The 21,865-nt window shown below is 41.0% G+C and carries 23 protein-coding genes; 12 read left to right on the top strand and 11 right to left on the bottom strand.

Features of this window, described 5'->3' with window-relative positions:
• The first annotated feature begins 27 nt into the window (after positions 1–27).
• From LX73_RS05875 to rho, 5 genes are all read left to right on the top strand, one after another.
• Complete coding sequence (locus LX73_RS05875; RefSeq protein ID WP_148898560.1) at positions 28–846, top strand: glycogen/starch synthase; 819 nt, start codon at positions 28–30, stop codon at positions 844–846.
• A gap of 19 nt (positions 847–865) precedes the next feature.
• Entirely contained in the window at positions 866–2,077 is a 1,212-nt protein-coding gene (locus LX73_RS05870; RefSeq protein WP_148898559.1) for a hypothetical protein, read from the top strand.
• Between the two features lie 8 nt (positions 2,078–2,085).
• Complete coding sequence (locus LX73_RS05865) at positions 2,086–3,372, top strand: hypothetical protein (RefSeq protein WP_148898558.1); 1,287 nt, start codon at positions 2,086–2,088, stop codon at positions 3,370–3,372.
• A 59-nt stretch (positions 3,373–3,431) separates the two neighbouring features.
• The gene (locus tag LX73_RS05860) at positions 3,432–4,754 is read left to right on the top strand and encodes a tetratricopeptide repeat protein (RefSeq protein ID WP_148898557.1); all 1,323 of its coding nucleotides are present in this window, start codon (positions 3,432–3,434) and stop codon (positions 4,752–4,754) included.
• Between the two features lie 177 nt (positions 4,755–4,931).
• Positions 4,932–6,119, top strand: a complete 1,188-nt coding sequence (gene rho / locus LX73_RS05855; protein WP_148898556.1) for a transcription termination factor Rho — start codon at positions 4,932–4,934, stop codon at positions 6,117–6,119.
• Between the two features lie 56 nt (positions 6,120–6,175).
• On the opposite strand, the gene LX73_RS05850 is transcribed toward rho, so the two are convergent.
• The 6 genes from LX73_RS05850 to miaA form a co-directional block, all read right to left on the bottom strand.
• Positions 6,176–6,508, bottom strand: coding sequence for a rhodanese-like domain-containing protein (locus tag LX73_RS05850; protein WP_148898555.1), 333 nt, complete (start codon positions 6,506–6,508; stop codon positions 6,176–6,178).
• A 92-nt stretch (positions 6,509–6,600) separates the two neighbouring features.
• Complete coding sequence (gene lptB, locus LX73_RS05845; protein ID WP_148898554.1) at positions 6,601–7,374, bottom strand: LPS export ABC transporter ATP-binding protein; 774 nt, start codon at positions 7,372–7,374, stop codon at positions 6,601–6,603.
• A 21-nt stretch (positions 7,375–7,395) separates the two neighbouring features.
• A complete protein-coding gene (gene purQ, locus LX73_RS05840; protein ID WP_148898553.1) occupies positions 7,396–8,097 on the bottom strand; it encodes a phosphoribosylformylglycinamidine synthase subunit PurQ in 702 nt (233 codons plus the stop codon).
• A gap of 4 nt (positions 8,098–8,101) precedes the next feature.
• Positions 8,102–8,443, bottom strand: a complete 342-nt coding sequence (locus LX73_RS05835) for an ATP-dependent Clp protease adaptor ClpS (RefSeq protein WP_148898552.1) — start codon at positions 8,441–8,443, stop codon at positions 8,102–8,104.
• 12 nt (positions 8,444–8,455) lie between these two features.
• Positions 8,456–8,704, bottom strand: coding sequence for a phosphoribosylformylglycinamidine synthase subunit PurS (gene purS, locus LX73_RS05830; protein WP_148898551.1), 249 nt, complete (start codon positions 8,702–8,704; stop codon positions 8,456–8,458).
• 37 nt (positions 8,705–8,741) lie between these two features.
• On the bottom strand, positions 8,742–9,671 hold the full coding sequence (gene miaA / locus LX73_RS05825; protein WP_148898550.1) for a tRNA (adenosine(37)-N6)-dimethylallyltransferase MiaA: 930 nt from the start codon (positions 9,669–9,671) through the stop codon (positions 8,742–8,744).
• 266 nt (positions 9,672–9,937) lie between these two features.
• On the opposite strand from miaA, the gene dnaN reads away from it, so the two are divergent.
• The 6 genes from dnaN (at position 9,938) to LX73_RS05795 (ending at position 14,614) form a co-directional block, all read left to right on the top strand.
• A complete protein-coding gene (gene dnaN / locus LX73_RS05820) occupies positions 9,938–11,053 on the top strand; it encodes a DNA polymerase III subunit beta (RefSeq protein ID WP_148898549.1) in 1,116 nt (371 codons plus the stop codon).
• Positions 11,046–11,846, top strand: a complete 801-nt coding sequence (locus LX73_RS05815) for an SAM hydrolase/SAM-dependent halogenase family protein (RefSeq protein ID WP_148898548.1) — start codon at positions 11,046–11,048, stop codon at positions 11,844–11,846. Before dnaN ends, LX73_RS05815 begins: the two co-directional genes overlap by 8 nt.
• Before the next feature lie 231 nt (positions 11,847–12,077).
• Entirely contained in the window at positions 12,078–12,884 is an 807-nt protein-coding gene (locus LX73_RS05810) for a class I SAM-dependent methyltransferase (RefSeq protein ID WP_148898547.1), read from the top strand.
• A gap of 204 nt (positions 12,885–13,088) precedes the next feature.
• Positions 13,089–13,475 (top strand): hypothetical protein, encoded by a 387-nt coding sequence (locus LX73_RS05805; RefSeq protein ID WP_148898546.1) that lies wholly within the window; start codon positions 13,089–13,091, stop codon positions 13,473–13,475.
• 75 nt (positions 13,476–13,550) lie between these two features.
• Positions 13,551–14,354, top strand: a complete 804-nt coding sequence (locus LX73_RS05800) for a 6-bladed beta-propeller (RefSeq protein WP_148898545.1) — start codon at positions 13,551–13,553, stop codon at positions 14,352–14,354.
• On the top strand, positions 14,336–14,614 hold the full coding sequence (locus LX73_RS05795) for a hypothetical protein (RefSeq protein ID WP_148898544.1): 279 nt from the start codon (positions 14,336–14,338) through the stop codon (positions 14,612–14,614). Before LX73_RS05800 ends, LX73_RS05795 begins: the two co-directional genes overlap by 19 nt.
• A gap of 305 nt (positions 14,615–14,919) precedes the next feature.
• Here the strand turns inward: LX73_RS05795 and argS are convergent, their stop codons facing one another.
• The 3 genes from argS to radC form a co-directional block, all read right to left on the bottom strand.
• Positions 14,920–16,554 carry an arginine--tRNA ligase gene (gene argS / locus LX73_RS05790; RefSeq protein ID WP_148898543.1) on the bottom strand — a complete coding sequence of 545 codons (1,635 nt, stop codon included), beginning with the start codon at positions 16,552–16,554 and terminating at the stop codon, positions 14,920–14,922.
• A 120-nt stretch (positions 16,555–16,674) separates the two neighbouring features.
• Positions 16,675–16,872 (bottom strand): four helix bundle protein, encoded by a 198-nt coding sequence (locus LX73_RS05785; protein WP_148898542.1) that lies wholly within the window; start codon positions 16,870–16,872, stop codon positions 16,675–16,677.
• Positions 16,873–16,975: 103 nt separating this feature from the next.
• Positions 16,976–17,695: a RadC family protein gene (gene radC / locus LX73_RS05780; protein WP_148898541.1), complete on the bottom strand. Its 720-nt coding sequence runs from the start codon at positions 17,693–17,695 to the stop codon at positions 16,976–16,978.
• 219 nt (positions 17,696–17,914) lie between these two features.
• Here radC and LX73_RS05775 point away from each other — a divergent pair, with 219 nt between their 5' ends.
• Entirely contained in the window at positions 17,915–20,209 is a 2,295-nt protein-coding gene (locus tag LX73_RS05775) for a carbohydrate binding family 9 domain-containing protein (protein ID WP_148898540.1), read from the top strand.
• Positions 20,210–20,312: 103 nt separating this feature from the next.
• Here LX73_RS05775 and LX73_RS05770 read toward each other — a convergent pair whose 3' ends face one another.
• Entirely contained in the window at positions 20,313–21,098 is a 786-nt protein-coding gene (locus tag LX73_RS05770; RefSeq protein WP_148898539.1) for a hypothetical protein, read from the bottom strand.
• Complete coding sequence (locus LX73_RS05765; protein WP_148898538.1) at positions 21,095–21,832, bottom strand: ABC transporter ATP-binding protein; 738 nt, start codon at positions 21,830–21,832, stop codon at positions 21,095–21,097. Before LX73_RS05765 ends, LX73_RS05770 begins: the two co-directional genes overlap by 4 nt.
• Positions 21,833–21,865 lie beyond the last annotated feature (33 nt).

Below are 21,865 nucleotides of genomic sequence, written 5' to 3'. Positions count from 1 at the left end.
ACCAACGAATTCATTAATACTAAGCCTATGAAAGTTTTATACGCTGCCGCTGAGATATCTCCATTTGCCCGCATGACCCATACGGCCGATCTGTTACGATTTTTGCCGGCCTCTTTGCAGGATAAGGGGTACGAAATTCGCATTCTACTTCCCAAGTATGGTACTATTAATGACCGACGGAATCGATTGCACGAGGTTATTCGATTATCGGGTATTGAGGTTGAAGTAGGTGAAAAAGTTGAAAGTATGCGCATTAAGGTGGCTAGTATCCCAAATGCGAAGCTACAGGTTTACTTTTTGGATAATGATACGTATTTCAACCGCAAATCGATGTTCATGAATCCAGAAACAGATGAACATTATGATGATAATGATGAACGTATTGTTTTTTACAGCAAAGGAGTGCTCGAAACAATAGCTAAATTGGGCTGGGAGCCAGATATTATTCACTGTCACGATTGGGCAGCTGGGCTTATTCCTTTGTTAGCCAAGCATAAGTATAATGATCTTGATATATATAAGGATACGGATGTTATCTACAACATTCACCATCCCGAAAATAATGGAGTGTTTAACAAGAAGTTGCTTGATCTTGTCGGTTTGCCTGATTCTGTGGACCAAGACAATTTAATTGATGGTGATAACGTTGACTTACGCACTCTTGGTGTTAAATTCAGCGATCACTTGGTTACAGGTAATCATATTACAGATGAATTAGATGAGCTCTTTGATGAGCTGGGTGTCTCCCCTGACAAAATTCAGGGATCACCGGAAGACGTATCTGATAAGTTTGCCGCTTATTATGATGAGATTGCTGGTGTAGAAGAAGAAACTGAAGAATCGTAAAAAATTAGATCGTATTTCGTTGCACAAGTTTATAAACAACATTTCGCAAAACGTATTAGCAAACTTTATACTGATAACTGGAATTTCGCTGACCATCCTTTTTGGATGTGAAAGTTCTAGCACTGTTGGTGGTGATATTGGAGGAGGTCAAGCCGAGGTGGCTATTGACACCATGTCGATAAGCAACTTTAATGAGCGGAGTGTTAATTATTTCTCCGGGAAATTCTCATTTTTTGCAGCTGGCGAATATCAAGATCCTCTTCTTGGTGATATTTCAGCTACAGGATTATTAAAACCCTCTCTTCCACTGCCCGATGATTCGTTAGAGCAAAATGCTAATATGTTAATGCGAATTATTTTAGATGGAGAGCAAATATACGGGGATTCGGCAGCTGCTCAATCTTTTGATGTTTATGAGATTGATGAACTTTGGCGTGCAAATAATTTTAATTTCCAAGATGATATTGCTCTTGATGATGGAGGATCACCTATAGCATCGTTTACTGTAGAGGAGGAGGATTCTGTTGATGTGTCTTTGTCTAGTTCTTGGGTTAGCGAATATAAGTCATTTGCAGACAATAATGCTGACTCTTTGTATCGCCGTGATGCTTTTGGTTTAGCTATTGTTCCAACTAATAGTAAAAAAGTTGTTCCTCTTAATGCATCTTCAACACGGTTTGTTGTTGAAAACCCAAAGGCGGATACATTTTCTGTTCCGATAAATCAGTGGGCCACAAGTTTTAAGCGCAATAATGCCAGTAGTTTACCTGCAGGTTCTTCGGTTTTACATAGCACAAATGAACAGTTTATGGAGTTTGATGTGGATTGGTCTAGTATTAATCAGGCTACCCAAAATGTGTCTAGAGCTGAGTTGGTAATTTATCGGAATAATGGACTGATGGAGTCTTCAATTTCATCAGAACCATCAACCGTACAACGGCCGAGTGTACCGACAGCACGATTATATTTGATAAATCCTGATGATCTCCCAGTTAATATAACATCCGGCTCTCCCATTGCTCAGGGTACCTATTCGACAGATGATGGGGGGTATCATTTTAATATTACCTCAGCTATTTTGCAGGGATTGGATAGGGGCATTGATGGAAACCGGAAATTCGTGATAACGCTCAATGCCAATGGTGGAATAAGATCAAGTATCATCTTTAACAATCAAGCTACACCTTCTAAAAGACCAAAACTAATTATAACTTCATTAACAAATAACTAAGTTTCGTCTTGAAAAAAATAGTTTTAACAGCGGTTCTGTGGAGTATTGCAATATCTGTTAGTTTTGCTCAAGCAGAAAGCCAAGCTAGCAATGGGTCAGTATATTCAAGAATTGGCGTTGGGTATCCTGTAGAAACTGCCAACACATCTGCCGGTTCAATGGGGATACTGGGTGTTTCATATAATGATATACCGATAGGGAACTTGTCAAATCCTGCTCATTGGGGAAGTACTATTTATGGGTTGGGTTCTGGAGGACTTAATATTCAATCCTTTAGTGCAGAGCAGAATGGGAATACTGCTACCAGTTCGAACTTTTCTGTTAATAACTTTCAATTACAGTTCCCAATTATACGAGAAAAATTAGGTATTTCCGGATCATTTACCCCTCTAACACGCTCTAATTTTTCCGCTGTTCAGAATAATACAAGATTTGTTAGTCGGGGTAGCACGCAAGATACCTTACAGTATAGGATAAAAAATGAAGGGACCGGTGGTTCAAATCGTGCAGAACTGGGTATTGGATGGCAAATAAATAAAAATATTGCTATAGGATATGCGGCGTCAGCAGTATTTTTATCTCAGGATAATTACTATTCTGCTATATTTAATAGTGGAAGCTATAGACCGATAAATTATAGATTTGAAACTTCCGGTATTGGGTTTGGTAACCGGGTTGGTACATTGATTAATTTGCCTAGTTTATTTTCGGAAGAAGATGAATTAAGCATTGGGCTAACAGTAGATTTACCTGTAACTATTAATGCTACTAAAAAACAAGTGTCTGAAGCTATTGTTCAGGCTCCAGATCCGATAAACCTGGGAGATGGTGAGGTTAAAATGCCTATGAAAATGACTGGAGGCATAAGTTATCGTCCCAGTAATTTAACACTTATAGCTGTTGAGGGATTGTATCAAGACTGGTCGAACTATAGTAATGATTTTAGTTCTACCCAGGGGAATGCCAATTTTGTTAATCGCTATAAAGTAGGAGTGGGGATGCAATATTATCCCTACCGAAGTGGATCTGATAAATTTTTATCATATTTTAAATATCGATTTGGCGGCTCTTATGATACCGGTCATTTGCGATTAAGGGGTAATCGCATTAATACATTAAAGTTTTCACTGGGATTAGGTATTCGCTCGCCAAGCTCCAATTCTTCTGTTGATTTGGGACTCGAATACGGATTTCGGGGAACAAATTCCAGCAATTTAGTGAAAGAACAAATATGGGGAGTTAGTTTAACGCTTAACCTAACAGAAATCATGTTCTTCCGTCCTAAATTGCAGTAAACAATAAATTTGTGTTGCATATAGTTTATAACCTGAACGATACATTAAATCTTAAGACTATGAAGAAGCTTTTACTATTTTTATTCTTGATTTTCAGCAGTAGTTCCCTGATGGCTCAAAATGCCACATCGCCTCCTGATGGGATGAGTGAAGTAGGAGCCTATTCGCTTTTTTTAGAAAACTACAAAAGTGATTCTTTTGAAAAAGCTGTAAAGTTTGGCCGGTGGATCTGGGAAGGGATGCCGGAAAGTATTGAAGGCTATAGTCGGTTTGAGCTAAAAAGAAATCTGCGACGTCTTGCCAATTCTTACAGTGGATATGCAGAAGAATTGGAAGACCCCGCTATGCAGGAAGCCTATGCAGATACGGCATTGCAGATTTATGATCAGATGTTTAAGAAGTATTCTGATAAGTCAAATCATTATAGTTGGTATATAAATCGTGGACGCCTTTATCAAACCCATTCTAATGTGTTCGATAATGCTTCTGCAAAAGCTTCGGAAAATTACTATAAAGCATTTGAATTGCGTCCAGAAGAATTCACTAACTATGGTGATGGGTATTATATACAGGTAATGTTGCAAGAAATGATTGCTCAAGGAAAGAAAGACAAGGCTCTCAGTGTTATGAAAAAGGCAGAGCCTTATGCTTCTGAAAAGTTAAAAACGACCTTTAATGATAAACGGAACCAGCTTTTTGAATCTCCTGGAGAACGGATCACCTTTTTGGAAGGGCGTTTGAAAGAAAATCCTAAAAACCAGAAGGTATTGTCTTCGCTGCGTGATCTTTATAGAGAGCAGGAAATGACAAAAAAAGAGCGATCGGTAGCAGAAAAGTTGTATAAGCTAAATCCCAGCTATGGAAATACAATGGCCTTGGCGGATTTTGCTGTCAGCAATGCCAATCACAATATGGCTATTAAGTACTTTAATGAAGCGATGGACAAGGCCCAATCGGATAAACAAAAGGCTGAAATTTCGATTAAAATCTCTGATGCATATTTGAATAGTGGAAGACTAAGAAAGGCTCGTGAATATGCACGTAGTGCTACTGACTATGACAGCGATTGGGGCGCTCCATATATCCAAATTGCAGATATTTATGCTCGGGCTGTAAGTAAATGTGCAGAAGGGCGTAAGATGGAGCGAAGAGATAAAACCGTTTATTGGTTGGTGCTCGACTATTTGGATAAGGCAAAACGAATAGATCCCAATACTACTAATGAAGTAGAACGTAAATATAAATCTTATAGTCCGGTTACGCCCACAAACGAAGAAAAATTCTTCTGGGATCCTCCCCTTAATTCTGGGGATGAATTTAAAATTGACGGATCACTGATGGAATGCTACGAATGGATTAATGAAACAACAACCGTACGCTAGTTTTAACTGTCACCTGATATTATTATATTAAAATTCGGTACAAAGCAGTGCAGTTGTGGAGACCGCACTGCTTTTCTTTTCTCAATTCGTAAAACTAATTCAATTCCTGCATTTCTACGCTCGAAGCTTTGATATTCGAAGCATTTTGGAATAAGGATAACATAAAAATCGACTGCAATGGGACGTTCAAGAAACAATAATCGCGGACACAATAATAATGTGTTTGTTCCCCGATTTAATGAAAATCATGACCTGGAAGTGGCGGGTAGTTATAAAGGTGTAGTTGAAATTAACGCCAAAGGCTATGGTTTTGCACGTGAAAAGGATTATGAATTCAGCTATGAGCCGAGCGATCCATTTCTAAAGCCTGATGAAGTTGAAAAGCATAATTTAAGACCGGGCTTGGAAATTGAGGGAGAATACGAAGAAGACGGTAATGGGCATCGTCATATTTATTCTATCGAAAAAATTAATGGGCGTGATCCTATGGATTGGCAACGATCTACCCGTTTTGAATTACAAACGCCCATTATGCCGATTGAACACATCAAGTTAGGTATTGATTCGGATAATATTGAAATGCGTGTTATGGACTTGGTGGCCCCGGTGGGTAAAGGGCAGCGAGCGTTAATTGTGGCCCCACCCCGTACCGGAAAAACGGTACTTCTTAAAAAGATTGCTGAATCTCTTACTGCTAATCATGAGGATATTTCTACCGGAGTGCTGCTGGTGGATGAGCGTCCGGAAGAAGTGACTGACTTTTTGCGGTCAACGGATGCGGATGTATTTGCCTCATCGAATGATAAACCCACGGAAAGCCATGTTCGCATCACGGAATTAGCTCTTGGTCATATGAAGCGCAAGGCCGAAATGGGCGACGATGCTGTACTGCTTGTGGATTCTCTTACTCGACTGGGACGAGCTTACAACAATATTCAGGAAAGCAGTGGACGTACTCTTTCGGGTGGTCTTGACATTCGCGCGCTCGAAATCCCTAAAAAGATTTTTGGTTCTGCCCGCAAAATTGAAGGTGGCGGATCGCTGACTATTGTTGCGACCTGCCTCATTGAGACGAACTCTAAGATGGATGATCTTATTTTTGAAGAGTTTAAGGGTACCGGTAACATGGAGTTAGTGCTAGATCGGGAACTAGCCAATGATCGTATTTTTCCGGCTATTAATATTAGCGCATCAGGAACGCGTAATGAGGATAAGTTTATTGGAGATTCTGTTGAGGAACGTAATATGGTTCGGCGCTATCTGCTCAAAAAGTCGCCCAAAGAATCAATGGAAAGCCTGTTGAAAGTGCTTAAAAATACCGACAGCAACGAAGAACTACTGAACCAGATTGCGGCTATGGTCTGATCTTATTTAGTATTTGAGTATTGAGTTATGAAATGTAGGTAATTTGATACTGAATACTAGTATACCGGCAGACTGTTATCAATATCTTTGGCCCATTGGTTAATGCCGCCTTTCAGGTTCATTACGTTTTCGAATCCTTTCTTTTCTAATAACTCACAAGCTTGGGCACTACGGCTACCGCTGCGGCACATACAAACTATTTCTTGGTCTTTATGTGATTCAATTTCATCGAGCCTGTTTGGCAGCTGGTCAACCGGTATTAAAGTTGAGTTGTCATACTCAATTTTAGACTGATATTGCTCAAACGGTTCCCGTACATCCAGTAGTAGTACATTGGAGTCGTTATCTTCTAACTTTTCTTTAAACTCTTGTACAGTAATTTCTTCCATAGTTTATCGAATAAAATTTTTAGAGACGAATCCTATATCCAATTTATAATGAAAATCTATTTTAGAAACGTATTTCATATAAAAACGAGAAATTATTCTTCCTCTTTTGGCGGTCCGCTGTATCGGTCCAGGCGAAACTGGTTACCCAGATACAGCCGTCGCGCTTCTTTATCTTCGGCCAGCTGATCAGCAGATCCTTCTTTAAGAATTTTTCCCTCAAACAGCAGATAGGCCCGATCAGTAATAGCCAGTGTTTCGTGGACGTTATGATCGGTAATAAAAATACCAATGTTACGATATTTAAGTTGGGCTACAATATCTTGTATATCCTCAACAGCAATAGGATCAACGCCGGCAAATGGTTCATCCAGCAGAATAAAGTCAGGATCAGTGACAAGCGCACGAGCAATTTCGGTTCTACGGCGCTCTCCGCCCGAAAGGCTGTGTCCCTTACTGTCGACTACCCGTTCCAGCCCGAACTCTTCAATAAGCTGATCTACGCGCTCATTAATATCTTGGCTAGACAGATCAAAAAACTGTAAAATAGATTCCAGGTTTTGGCGTACGGTCAAATTACGGAATACACTGGCTTCTTGCGACAAATAGCCAACGCCCATCCGTGCGCGTTTATACATGGGCAAACCGGTAAGGTTTTGATCATCAAGAAAAATTTGGCCGCTGTCGGGTGTAACTAAACCTACAAACATATAAAAAGTTGTGGTTTTACCCGCTCCGTTCGGGCCGAGCAGTCCTACAATTTCGCCCTGCGTAACATCAATAGAAACATCAGAAACAACGGTACGCTTTTTGTAGCTTTTGGTGAGGCCCTTACTATATAGCGTTTTGTTTTTTGATGCCTCTGCCATATTGGTGGGAATGAATTATAATTATGCGACAGCTAATTCCTCAAGCACAGATTCGAAAATTTGTTTTCCGTCATCAGAACCCAGCAACTTTTCAACAGCACGTTCAGGATGTGGCATCATTCCCAAAATATTACGATTGGTATTACAAATACCGGCAATGTTATCGATTGAGCCGTTGAAGTTGGCTTCGTCAGTAGTTTCTCCTCCCTCGTTGCAGTATCGAAATACAATCTGGTCGTTATCCTGCAATTGCTTCAGCTGATCTTGATCTGTAGTGTAATTACCTTCGCCGTGGGCTACGGGAACTTGCAGCACACTGCCAGGGACAATATTGCGGGTAAAAAGCGTGTCGGATGTTTCGCATCGAATGTGCGTGTGCTTACAGACAAAGCGCAGCTGTTCATTATGAAGCATTGCACCGGGCAACAGCCCCGCTTCAAGCAGAATTTGAAACCCATTACAAATTCCCAGTACCGGTCGGCCTTGGTTGGCAAATTGTATAACCGATTGCATAATGGGGGAAAAGCGTGCAATGGCACCGGATCGAAGATAATCACCGTATGAAAAACCGCCGGGAATAAGTAAAAAGTCGATATCAGAAAGATCGGTATCTTTATGCCAGAGAAAAGTGGTTTCGGCATTCATGATATGAGCGAGTGCATGATACGCATCATGGTCGCAGTTAGAACCGGGAAAAACGATTACTCCTAATTTAGCAGACACAGATTTATCCTTTTATTTCGGTGATAAGTTGTATTTCCTTAAGTACGCCGTTCACTTTAAAACATTCTTCAAAGTTTCCTTTAAAGACTTCGGCTTTGCCCTCGTTATGTACCTTCCGGGTTAATTTTTCGGCGCGTGCTTGATTACATTTTAGTGCTTTTTTGAGTTGTCCGATAACCTCATCAAAGGTATGGATATCGTCATCATATAAAATAACTCTCCACGGGGTCTTCTCTTCTTCGTCCTCCTGTTCTTTTTGCAGAACCTCAACCCCTACCCCGGGTTTGTCTTCTTCTTTTTCGACATCGGGATCAGATCCCCAAATGCTAAAAAGCGAATGATACATACCGAGAGAGAATTAATTTTCGTGGATCTCAATTTCAAAATCTTCCATCACTTCGTTGGCTAGCAGCTTCGAGCATGCCGTTTCGGCAATATCGAATGCCTCATCTTTATCGTCGGCATCAATATCCAACTCTATTAGTTTGCCGATCCGTACGTTATCGATATTTGTTAAGCCGAGATCAGTGAGGGCATGCTGTGCAGCTTTGCCTTTGGGATCTAAAATAGACTTACGAAGTGTGACGTTTACAGTGGCTTTATACATTAGCGTAAAATTATGCTGTCTTTTGTTGAGGGTAAAGTTAATTGTTATTTGCCTTAGCTGCTAATTGTTGAAGGATAAAATCTTGAGCCTGATCTTGATTATATTTTTCTAAGTTAATCCAGTTGATAAACTCCCAACGCCGGAACCAGGAAAGCTGCTGCTTGGCATAGCGCCGAGTCTTGGTTTTCATATTACTGATCATCTGTTCGCGGCTCATTTCGTTGTTTAAAAATGCGATAGCCTGCTTATATCCTACGGTGTTAAGTCCCGGATCATCCAGCGAGTAGCCCTTCTCGAGGATGGCACGCACCTCATCCAAAAATCCTTGTGCAAACATATTGTCCACGCGGCGGTTAATGCGGTCATATAACTGTTGCCGCTCGCGCTGCAGGCCAAAGACAATCATATCATTAGGAACGGTAAGAGTATCGTCATCAGAATGAAAAGAACTAAAAGCACGGCCGGTTTGCATCCACACATCGAGTGCACGAACGATGCGCTGGGTGTTTTTGCCGTCCATGTTGTGGGCATACTCTGGATCTACTTCCCTGAGTTTTTGATACAGGGGGTCTATCCCCTCTTTCTCTATGCGGGCTTCGAGATCGGCAATATTTTGTTCATTTGCACTGGGTACGTCATCCAGCGGCTGTATAACGCATTGGGTATGCAGGGTGCTGCCGCCTACAAAAAGAACATTGTTATCACGGGATTGAATTTCGTTTTTCCACTGCATAGCGCGCTTGTGAAAGTTTGCGACATTGTCTTTCTGGTCCGGGTCGATAATGGAGAGGTTATAATGTGGAATGCCGTTCTGCTCTTCTTCGGTGGGGGTGGCTGTACCAATGTCCATATACTTATAACACTGTCTGGAATCGACGGATATAATTTCGGCATTGAGCTGCCGGGCTAAACTGGTTGAAAGTGCCGTTTTGCCCACTGCTGTAGGACCGAGCAAGAGTATTTGCAAAAGATCAGAGAGTCAGGAATTATTGAATATTACGAAGCAAAAAGATAAGCAATAGTTCTCTTTTTGAATAATAGAATTAGGGATATGAGGCGTTGTTTTTTTGTAATGATAAGCAGTGGTCAAAGGATGAGTTATACGGTCTATTTGATCCAAAATACACCGTGTAATTTGGTTGCTAAGAGAGTGGAGATTTATTAGTATAAGGTATTATAAAATGAGGTTATATTTGACCTGCGATGAACGCTTAGCCTAAAATAGTATTACTTATGAAATTTAATATCTCAAGTGATGAATTAGTAGACGCTCTGTCTGCAGTTTCGGGAGCTGTTCCCAACAAAGCAACTCTTCCTATTCTCGAAACTATTTTATTTGAAAGTGAGGGAGAGCAGTTACGCCTTACTGCTACCGATCTGGAAATTTCAATTGTAGAATCTGTTGATGCAGATATTGACGAAGGTGGTGCGGTTGCTATTCCTGCACGCCGGCTGACAGAGACACTTCGTCAGCTTCCCGACATTCCGGTGGCTTTTGAAGTAGATGAAAAATTTAATATTAAGTTTCGGACTGACAAAGGTACATATAAGTTAGTGGGCGAAGATCCCGATGAGTTTCCCGAAATACCTGATCTTGATGAGGGCCATACGTTGGATGCGGGCAAAGACAATATCCTGAAAGCTATTGACAAAACGCTCTTTGCCGTTTCCAATGATGACTTGCGTCCTGCTATGATGGGCGTTTATTTTGATATTGGTCCCGAAGAGAGCAAATTTGTAGCCACTGATGGTCATCGCCTTGTTAAATATATCAAAGAAGATTTAACAAGTGATGAGGAAATTGATTTTATTGTTCCGGAAAAGGCGTTAAACCTGGTTCAAAAAGCATTGCATGATGAGGAGTGTAAGATGACCATCACTGACGACCATGTGCGCTTTAAGAGTGGAAATACGATTGTCATCACCCGGTTAATTAACGAACAGTATCCCAATTATGAGTCGGTTATCCCTAAAGACAATCAAAAAGAACTGTTCATTACGAAAGATCAAATGCTGGCAACGGTGAAGCGTGTAGCCATATTTTCAAGTTCTACTACACGGCAAATTCGTTTACAGATGAATTCGGATAATTTGACCATCCGTGCCGAGGACATCGATATGAGCAGCGAGGCCAAAGAGACTATTGCTTGTGAGTATGATGATGATGAGATGGAAATTGGGTTCAATGCTAAATATTTGGCAGATGTACTTAGCAATGTTGATGGTGAAGAGGTCTATTTTGAATTTTCTACTCCCAACAGGGCCGGTATTGTAAAACCTTCTGAAGAGGAAGAGGATGAGCAAATTCTTATGCTTGTGATGCCAGTGATGCTTAATACCTATGCGTAATGTGATTACCCTTACGACCGACTTTGGTCTGCAGGATTACTATGTGAGTGCCATGAAGGGGGTTATGTTGGATATTGCTCCTGATGTACGCATGGTCGATATATCACACGATATTCCTTCGCAGGATATTATGGCTGGTTCCTGGATCCTTAAAAATTCTGCAATGCTTTTCCCCAAGGGAACGGTGCATGCTGTGGTAGTTGATCCGGGAGTGGGAACTGACCGCGATCCCATAGCGATCAAAATTGCTGATCAATATTTTGTAGGTCCCGATAATGGTATTTTTTCACTTCTAATTGAAGAGCATCCCTACGAGGCGGTTCGGTTAACAAATGCAGAATATTGGAGAGATAATCCTTCAAATACTTTTCATGGACGAGATATTTTTGCTCCCGTTGCCGCCCATCTTAGCCAAGGTGTGAACTTGGAAGAGCTAGGTGAATCTGCTGAGGATTTAAAAACCTACCGGTGGACGGTACCTATTACTGATAAAAACGGTATTGAAGGTATGGTTATGCATATCGACAAGTTTGGAAACCTGGTGACAAATATTACCGCCGATCATGTTGAGGATGTGATAGGTGATAGGAAGGTGCGTATTTATATAGGCAATACCATCCTGGATAATATTGCGGACACTTTTGGTGATGTAGCCGATGGTGAGCCTGTGGCTTACATCGGTAGTTCGGGTATGCTAGAGGTAGGTATTAATAAGGGAGATGCCCAACAGATGCTTGGAATCCAAAAAGGAGCACAAATCTCATTAATTCTGCAGAAGCAGGCCGAATCCTGAATACGAAACACCTCAACAAATTCTACGTATAATCTTGGTGTGAATACTATTTGCAGGTTTTGCAAAACTAGAAGATTATTTCATTCTGAGCTCGTTTCAGAATCTTATATGAACTAATGTGTTTTACTTAAGGTCTTGAGACAGTCCCAGTACATGATTTGGGACGAAATGTTGTTTGCTAAAGCCTCCTATTTCTATAACCCTTACCGGATTGGTTAATCAGGTACTCTTATGGCATTGAAATTACGGTCCCCTCAATTTGAACGTGCTTCGCTATTAGTCCCCGAAGAAACATCGAAGCTTCAGAAAAAAATTAACGGTAATATCTGCTCGAAAGAAGGTGATGAGTATGATATCACCAACAATATTATTGATCTTTTGGGTAATGACCAGGTGCCAATGTCGTGGGCGCAAAGTTCCAATCACTGGAAAGTGACAGCCGCGCTCTATGAAGATATTTGGCGTAAACGATCGCTTTCTATTCTTACCGGTGAAGAATTCCCCATCGATAAAGAACGCGAACTGTTGATTGACTGGTTGAATCCACAGCCTGATAAGCTGTATCTGGATATTGGTTGTTCTACGGCACTTTACGGCCGACTGTTAAAAAAGTCGGAACCAGAATGCAAGGTTGTATCACTTGATTTCTCTCGGCAGATGCTGGATGAGGCACGGCTCAAGTCGGAAGCGGAGGGCGCCGACCATTATTTACTGCGGGCAGATGCGCGCCATCTTCCATTTTTTGGGGCTACTTTCGATGGACTGATGATGGGCGGTACGCTTAATGAGCTTACTGATCCGCTGAAAGTGTTGTACGAAGCACGGCGCGTGGTCAAAAAGGACGGGACTTTTTTTATGATGCATCTCGTAAAAGCGGATGCTTGGTATGTCCGGTTGCTGCAGGATTCGGCCGAGTTTGGCGGAATCAAATTCTGGACGATCAAGGAGAGCAACCAGCTGTTTGAGCGAGCCGGATTTACCGTAGCTGACCAGTTCTCAAAAGGCATAGTGTGTTTTACGAAGCTAATTCCCGCCTAAAAGTTCCAGTATGCAGGATTTTTTCGGGGTGTACGCTGAATCTTGTGTCTTGGAAATCACATTTTTTCCGGTGCCGAAATTGCAATAATGCTCGTCTTGTATCTTCATTCTTGCTTTTCTTTATTTTTAAAAATATAGTTGAAAAACAATTGAATAGTATTCATCAGTTTATTATTTCAATTTTAACTAAAATGAGAGGTCAAAATGGAACCTTTATTAAAGAGAGCACTATTAACACTTCTTGTATTCGGTCTTTTTTCTATAAATGGAATACAGGCTGGAGATCGAAATGAAGAGAACCCCATAAAATACTCGAATGACTACAAAAAATATGGTGATAAAGTGGTCAGTATGAGTGTGAAAAATTTTGAATCTTTTGAAGATATTTCTAAAATATTTTTGGGAGACTGTAGCACAGGGGGTTTAGCCAATGTTTGTTGTCCTTATTGGAATGTTACGGTAGAATGGGGATTTATGGGACCAACTATTACCTGCGAAACAGGAGGAGAGTTTAAGTGTCAAGATAACTGTGGAGACGATGGAGATGGCGGGGACATAGGTGAAGGTGATCCCGGATTTGAAGAGGGATAACGAGATTGGCTATTAATTTAATTTTCATCACTGCCAGTGTATTTGTAACACCGGCAGTGATAAACTTATTCAAAGATGAGAAAATTATTATTAATTATTCTTTTGTATCTGTTTTGCAATTCCTTAGTAGTGGCTCAATCTCATCAATATAAGGGTGAGCAAAATAAGGTGGCTTTACATTTAAAGAAGACCATTCCTTTGCAGGAAAACTTACAATTATTAGGTAAGGTGAACGATTTTACTGTAGGTTCGGATGGGGATATTTTTGTTGTTGACAAGCAAAACGCAACAATAATAAAATACAATACAAAAGGGATTCAAGAACAGATTATTGGGAAAAGAGGACGAGGGCCTTTTGAATATCTAAATCCGTCGTTAATTTCAAACAGAGATGATACATTATACCTCTGGGATTCAAAGCAGTTACGTTTTACAGCAATTACAAAATCGGGCAAACATCTTTTGCAGTTATCAGATTTTAGTACTGCAGTTGCTGATATTAGAAAGTACCAGAATTATGTTATAACATATAATACCGGAGGTGGTCATGATTCTATTATCACAGTATATGATCTGAAAAATCAAAAGAAAATTAAAGAAATTGGTGCCAAGACTAATGAGCACATTTTATTAATGGTACTTAAAGGAAGTGGGGCATTAGATATTCAGAATGGTGAATTATTTTATGCAAGAGCTGATGATCCTAATCTACACAAGATCAATTTGGGGGATTTTTCACAAGATACATATTCGGTAACCATTCCTGATTTTTCTGTTGATAAGGTTCAGGGTTCTGCCCGCCAAATAGTAAATACTGACAAAAAAAGTTGTTTGATTACCTTTCGCAAAACAGCAGGACAATGGAAGTATATGCCTTAAAAGACTTCTGTGTTGTAGAAGTACAAACAGGAGAATTGAGTAAAGGGGCTGGTCGGTTTGAAGATAGGGTCACAAATTTTGCGGTGCTGGATGAATCTTTCAATCAAATCGATACAATTCATTTTAAAAACACGGATTTTGTCTCAAGTCATTTAAGAGCCTCTTTGGGGAATAAAATTTTTATTTTGAATAAAAAATTATCAGGTTACAAGGCACAAAATGTTCTGAGTATTTGGGAATTTAAATCTCTGGGTGATTAAACTTTAAAATGATGTCAATCTCTTCTCCCTTAGTATTGCTTTTGGCTATAATGTACTTCTTCACCATGGTTTTTGCGGTTTTTTTAGTAATACAAGAAGAACGTTATGGGGTATTTATTAAAATTTTCTTGGCGTTATTTTTCTTCTTTGTCCCATTTTCAGGATTAATTTATTTACTCCTGAATTATAAGAAAATACCACAACTGGTGAACTGATATACGATTACACGTCAATTGGATGATAAATGGAATAAAATATAAAATTTGTTAAATAATATTGTTAGCCAACTTAGAATTACAGGCTGATTACATTTGATCAGGAGCGGAAATACCCAGAATACTCAACCCATTTGCCAGTACTTGGGCTGTTGCTTTAGCCAGTAGTGTCCGTGCCTGTACAAGCTCCTCTTCTTCACCCAAAATGCGGCAATCGTGATAAAAAGAAGTGAATGCCGACGCCAGGTCATCAAGATAATTAACCAGCCGGTGCGGTTCACGATATTCCGCAGCACTTTGGATGATCTCCGGGAAGCGAATCATGCTTTTAATCAGCTTTGTTTCGGATTCGTGAGTAAGCAGCCCTAAATTAGGGTTGCTATCAAAGTTATACTCTTGATCTACTTTGCCCAGAATACTATGGATACGGGCATGCGCGTACTGCAGATAGAATACGGGATTTTTGTCGCCGGCTTCTTTGGCTTGCGTAATGTCGAATTCGAGATGCGTATTGGGATCGCGCATCTCAAAGAAAAAGCGCGTAACGTCGGCGCCCACCTCATCCATCAGATCGTCGAGCGTTACAAAGTTGGCCTTGCGGGTGCTCATTTTAAAGGGCTCTCCATTTTTGACGAGCGTCACAAACTGATAGACGACCACATCCACCTTAGATTTGTCATAGCCCAGTGCCTCAATACCCGAGAGCACATCGGGGTAAGTATCAATATGATCGGCGCCAAAGACGTCGATGCACTGGTCATAGCCGCGATCGAGTTTATTGGCGTGATAGGCAATATCGGGCAGGCGGTAAGTGGGCTCACCGCTGCTTTTGATGAGTACGGTATCCTGATCTTTGCCAAATTCGGTTGTACGAAACCATGTAGCTCCGTCTTTGTCGTAAGCTAGGTTTTTGTCACGCAGCTTTTTTACCGTTTCGTCTATGGACCCGTTGTCGTACACCTGTTGCTCGTTAAAAAAGGAGTCCATCGCGATATTCATTCGCTGCAGTGTGGCTTGAATATCTTTAAAAATGACGGCTTCGGCTTTCTCTTTAAATGGCGTAATATCGTCTGATTCTACAAGATCGTTGCCGTGTTCGTCTATTAATGTTTGGGCGATATCACGGATGTATTCTCCTTTATAACCTTCTTCGGGGAATTCAGCATCTTTTCCGAGTTCTTGCAAGTACCGCGCGCGGACACTTTGGCCCAGCATGCGCATTTGTCGCCCGGCATTGTTAAAGTAGTATTCACGATCTACTTTGGCACCGGTCCATTCTAGCAGGTTGGCGATAGTGTCCCCCAGTACGGCATTACGACCGTGTCCTACAGTCAGCGGACCCGTGGGATTGGCGCTTACAAATTCTACGAGAATGTGTTTTTCTTTTTGGAGATCGGATTTTCCAAACTCCGCACCTTGGTTAATAATTTGCCACAGTTCATCAAAAAGGTAATTTTCAGCGTATCGGAAGTTGATAAAGCCTGGTCCCGCAATTTCAACGGCATCAATTTTTTGGGAGTTGTATTCAAGTCCCTCAACAATCTGCTCGGCGATATTTCGGGGATTGTCTTTAAGCACGCTAGCCAGATTCATGGCAATATTGGCAGCGGCGTCGCCGTGCTCGGGCTGGTTGGGCTTTTCAATCTGTATCTCGGGGATTTCTTCGTCATCAATATTAAACTGCTGGAGAGATTCTCGAATTATTTCTCGTAAGTATTCCTTCATTGTCTAATACCATTGCATTTGCGGGAAATTAATAACCGCTAAATATAAGACTTTTGAAGCATGAATATCGAATAGGTTGGAATGAAAACTTAATAATGAGAAAATGAAAAATGATCTCTTTTATTCTTTATTGAGTGTGGTAAGTATTGCTCCCAGAATACATTTTAGTTCGTAACAATCATCAAGCATAGATTTTACTTCTTTACTAGTAATTAATTTACTATCTCTCAAGAGACGTAACCAATAGTGCGTTTCGCGCGCTTCTTTATATGCGATGAAGTAGTTTAGCGCGGAAATCTTTTCTGCTTTGTCTGCCAATTCCTTCTTCTACAATTGCTCCCATAGACGTTCTGCTTTAAGTATCTGCTTAGAAAGAACAAATCGGTTCGATTGGTTTAATCTTATGAAAGCTGGACAATTTTTAATTGATAAACCCTTTAGAACGGAAGCTTGTGAAGCCGTCGCCTGCGATGATGATGTGGTCATCAACAGGGATGCCCAGTAGTTTGCCCGACTTAGCGATGCGTTCTGTCAGCTGGATATCTGCCTTCGATTCGCTATTGTTGCCGCTGGGATGATTATGCAGCAGTAAAATACTATTAGCTTCATTCATTACCGCCTGACGCATGACTTCAGATGGGTCTACAATAGTAGCTGTGGCACCGCCGGAACTGATTTTCTTGTATCCCATTACCACTTTGGCATTATTCAGAAAAGCCACCATGAACACCTCTTTGGTAAGGTCACGCAGCTTGGGACCGAAATAGGCAACGGCATCTTCAGGAGAGGTAATTTGCACCTGTTCGCCCAAGCTAGCCATCTGGATACGGCGCGAAAGCTCAAAAACGGCCTCCAGCGTCAGCGATTTTACTTTGCCCATGCCTGGAATAACCTTTAAGTCTTGCCATTCTTTGCGAGCCAAATAACGGAGTCCATCGAATTGATCGAGCAGGGCTTGTGCCATCTGAATGACATTCATCTTGCGACTGCCCGTGCGCAGAAGAATGGCCATAAGCTCGGCATCCGAAAGGCTTTCGCTGCCATAGTTCATCAGCTTTTCGCGTGGCTGCTCATCGGGATTCATTTCTTTTACCGTTCGCTTTAAAAAATTGTTCGCTTCGAATTGTTCTTGATCAGACATAATAGCATCTCACTTGTAGTTAGGTTTATAAGTAAGACTGTCTTCGTTGGGAATCCTTACAGAAAAAAGAATTTGTGCGGCTATCTTTAACGGCATTACTGATCAATTTTATGATTCTTTAATCGTAAAAAATGTGATCTTTTATCCTTATTTTTCCCATTCGTTTTGAAATCGAATGAACAAATTTTGTAAGGATTGAATCAGATTTTCAGAAAGAACATGGATCAAAAGAAGGTCAGCAGTTTAATATTGAGATTACGGTTTCAGTATCATTTTATTTTTTTAATCGCTGTTTTATTAGTTGGGGTACTTCCTGACTCTTACGCCCAATCCCCCTCCGACAGTGTCTCAAAAGTACACCCTTATCAAATTGATGAGGATTTTGAGGTTACGGCAGATCTTGATCATACCGCCTGGGAACAAGCGTCTTCAGTATTTATTAAGCATCAAATGCAGCCCAATGACGAAGAAGAAGCCCCCGTTACAACCGAGGTTAAAGTGTTATACAGCAAAACCCATCTGTATGTGGGATTCAGTAGCCAGGATGTTTCTCCTGGTCGTATTCGGGCCAATGTAACAGATCGCGATGATTTTTCCGGTGACGACTATGTCGGTGTTTTTCTAGATCCCTACAATAACAACCAAAATGCCTATGAGTTTTTTGTGAACCCCCTGGGCATACAGATGGATGCTATACGGACGGGAAATTCCGAAGATATGAATTTTGATGCCCTGTGGTATTCTAAGGCTACTATCACCGAAAACGGTTATACTGCCGTGATGAAAATACCATTTAAAAGTATCAATTTTCCCGATCGCAATCTCCAAGATTGGTCAATCCAGTTTTTCCGTAACTACCCGCGTAATAATCGATATCAACTTTTATGGACTGATGTGAGTATAGACAACTCCTGTTTGCTCTGCCAAAACGGAAGGTTAGTAAACATGCAAGATGTGGAAAGTTCCAACACAGTAGAGCTTTTGCCCTATGCTGTGGCTACACAGAGTGGAGCTCTTAATGATCCGTCGGATCCAAACTCAGGATTTGATAATGGTCCGGTACAGCCTAAGGTTGGTGGGAGTATTTCATATTCTCCTACCTCTACCAGCTCGTTGGATTTGGTGATCAATCCGGATTTTAGTCAGGTAGAAACAGATGCAGGACAAATTAGTGTCAATGAAACCTTTGCTTTGTTTTACCCTGAGAAGAGACCGTTTTTTGTACGGGGATCTGATCTGTTTAGTACCAGCGAAGATTTGTATTATTCGAGAACAATCAATAATCCCTTGGCCGCAGGTAAATATACCCAGAAAGGAGATGACTTTAGCATTGCATTCCTATCAGCATACGATCGCAATACCCCTTTTATTATTCCGGGCAAGGAACGGAGTTCTCAGGTAAGGTCCGATCAGGGAGCATACAGCAATATATTACGGGCAAAGTATAATGTGGGTCAGGAGTCTCACATAGGTGGGTTGGTTACCACGCGCAACCAGATAGATGGAGCTAATTATGTGGGTAGCCTGGATTGGGACTTTTTGCTTACGGACAACTATTATTTTCGGGGACAGACTGCTTATTCCAGCACCCAGGAGCTCAACGATACGACTGTGCATAATGATCAACGAACCTTTGGCGAAACGTCATTTGACGCTGCTTTTAACGGAGAACAATACAGCGGATTGCTTGTAAACACTGAGTTTGCAAGGGAGGCCAAGTATTATAACTTCTCGCTTGGATACAGGTCGTATTCCCCGACTTTTCAGTCGCAAACAGGATTTGTTAATGAAACAAATCGCCGGATCTTTGAGGGCAACCAAAGTATTTCGTATTACCCCAACAATGATTTCTTATCTCAGGGATCATTGAGTATGAGTGGTGCCTGGAGATATGATTTCTCAGGTAAGTTTCAGGAACGCTATATTTTTCTCCGGTTAAGCAACACCTTTGATGGACAGAACAGCCTTAATATTAGCTACCTTCCATTGAATGATGAGCGCTTCCGGGGACAGATGTTTCGTAAAATTAATCGTTTAACCATCAGTTTTAACTCTAATACCTGGAATGTCTTTTCGTTTGGCGGCAGATTTGAAGTTGGTCGGGATATTAATCGCACGACGAATCCTGAATTAGGTAAAGGCTACAGTATTTCTGGTAATGTTACCATTAAGCCCACCTCCCGATTTCGTCTTACAATGGATTATAATTACTCTACGCTTTCGGATTTGGATGGGCCTCAGACTTTCTATAGCGGTAATATTTATCGGCTGAATAGCCGTTACCATTTTACCTCTAAGCTATATACAAGACTGATCAGTGAGTATAATTCTTTTAGGGATGAACTGCAGATCTACCCATTGGTTTCTTACAAAGCCAATCCATTTACAAAATTTCATATAGGTGTAACCAGTTACATTACCGAATTCAACCAGTCGGGTGCCGGTGGATTTCGAGGCTATAAAGAAACCAGTCGTCAATTTTTTGTAAAGTTTCAGTACTTGATTCGAAGTTAGCCTCCGGCAAGGGGCGGAAGTGAAACGAAATGATTAGAAATAGATCGTTGACTTCTCACTCATTGCACAATGACACTACGAAATATTCTACCGGTTATGTAAATTAGAATTCTTTTTTTTGCAGTAAATAATAGCTCAACAATGCGAATGGTAGGCATGAGGCCAACACAAAGGCTAATAGTCCACCGTCGATGGCTGAGAATCCACCGGCATATACTTGCCCTACAATTTTTTGTATTCCTCCCGCACTTGGTATCAAATAGCTAAGAATATCCATGAAAGTACTTGCAAAACCGGATTGAAGGCCAAGCATGCTCAATATTTTGTCGCTGTTTAGAAATACCGAAGAGAACCCTGTTACAATCCATCCCAATAGTGCCCCGCCCAAGTATGAGTCGGTGAGTATCAGGAATAAAACGATGCTGATATAGTATGTCATGATCAAAAGCGGAAAAAACAAGAGCTGTGCCAAGAAAAACTGAACAGGAAATATTGCTGCCTTTACGCCCAGCAGAATGGCCATCAAAACCATGCTTATAATGGTGTAAGAGAATAATACAGCAGATACCGAAGCAAAGTCTGAAAAGAAGAAGTCCCTGCGTGATATCGGTTTTGATAACAGAAGAGATCCCCGCTCAGGTGTCAGGTTTTTGGAAAAATGGTTAGGCAATCCAATGATACAAATAAGGATGACCAGACTCGTTAATTGAGACATAACGAGGGACATGGGAATTTCGCCTTCTCCCAATATGACGGTAAAGGAGTAGCTATTTTGGGCAGCTCCAATATCACCCCAGTATAACATAGCGACCACAAACAATAGAAATAAACCCGGCCAGGCCCATAACGTTTTATTTTTGAACAGTTGGTATAGATTAAGGCGTATCATGGAGTTGTCTCAGTTTTATGTTCAAAATTGTTTAAGTAGTAGTCTTCAACAGATCCGAATTCTCCTTGGATCTCGGTTTTAGATGCCGTGTTAATGATTTCTCCGTCTTTTATAAGATGGAGCGTATCACAGGTTTTGTCGATATCCGAGAGGATATGTGTAGTGATAAGAATAGAGATCTTGTGTTCAGCCTGTAGATGGAAGATGTAATCCATAATAGCCTTTTTTTGTACCGCATCGAGTCCGTTAAAGGGCTCGTCGAGAATATAGAACTTATCATCAGACAAAAAGGTATGCATCAATGCCACTGTTTGGGTCATCCCTTTGGAGAGCTTTTTGATCTTTTTGTCCAGGTAATCAACGTTAAAGGCCTCGGCCAGTTCAGCAATCTTTGCATCAAGGTCATCGGGGTTATTATCCTTGAGATTTGCAAACGTATGGAGCATTTGCTCTACAGTTAAATTTTTCGGGAAAGAAAAATTTTCAGGAAGATAGCTCACTTTCGATCGTGACTCCTTGTTTTTGTGGCTGGTGCCAAGCAGAGAAATTTGGCCGGTATCGGCAAACAAAAGGTTGAGAATGGTTTTTAGAAAAGTTGACTTACCAGAGCCGTTGGGGCCGAGGATAGCCGTAAAGCTGCCTTCCGATATCTCCAGCTCGTCGATTTGCAGCCTAAAAGCATTGCCTCCTGATTTTTTAAAAGTCTTAGTGACGTTCTGAGCCTTTAGCATCATAACTTTTTGGTATGTAATTAGTATTTGATCGTT

Source organism: Fodinibius salinus, assembly GCF_008124865.1.
Classification (GTDB): Bacteria; Bacteroidota; Rhodothermia; order Balneolales; family Balneolaceae; genus Fodinibius; species Fodinibius salinus.
Note: the sequence above shows the minus strand (reverse complement) of the source record. Positions and strands in the feature narration are given on the sequence as shown.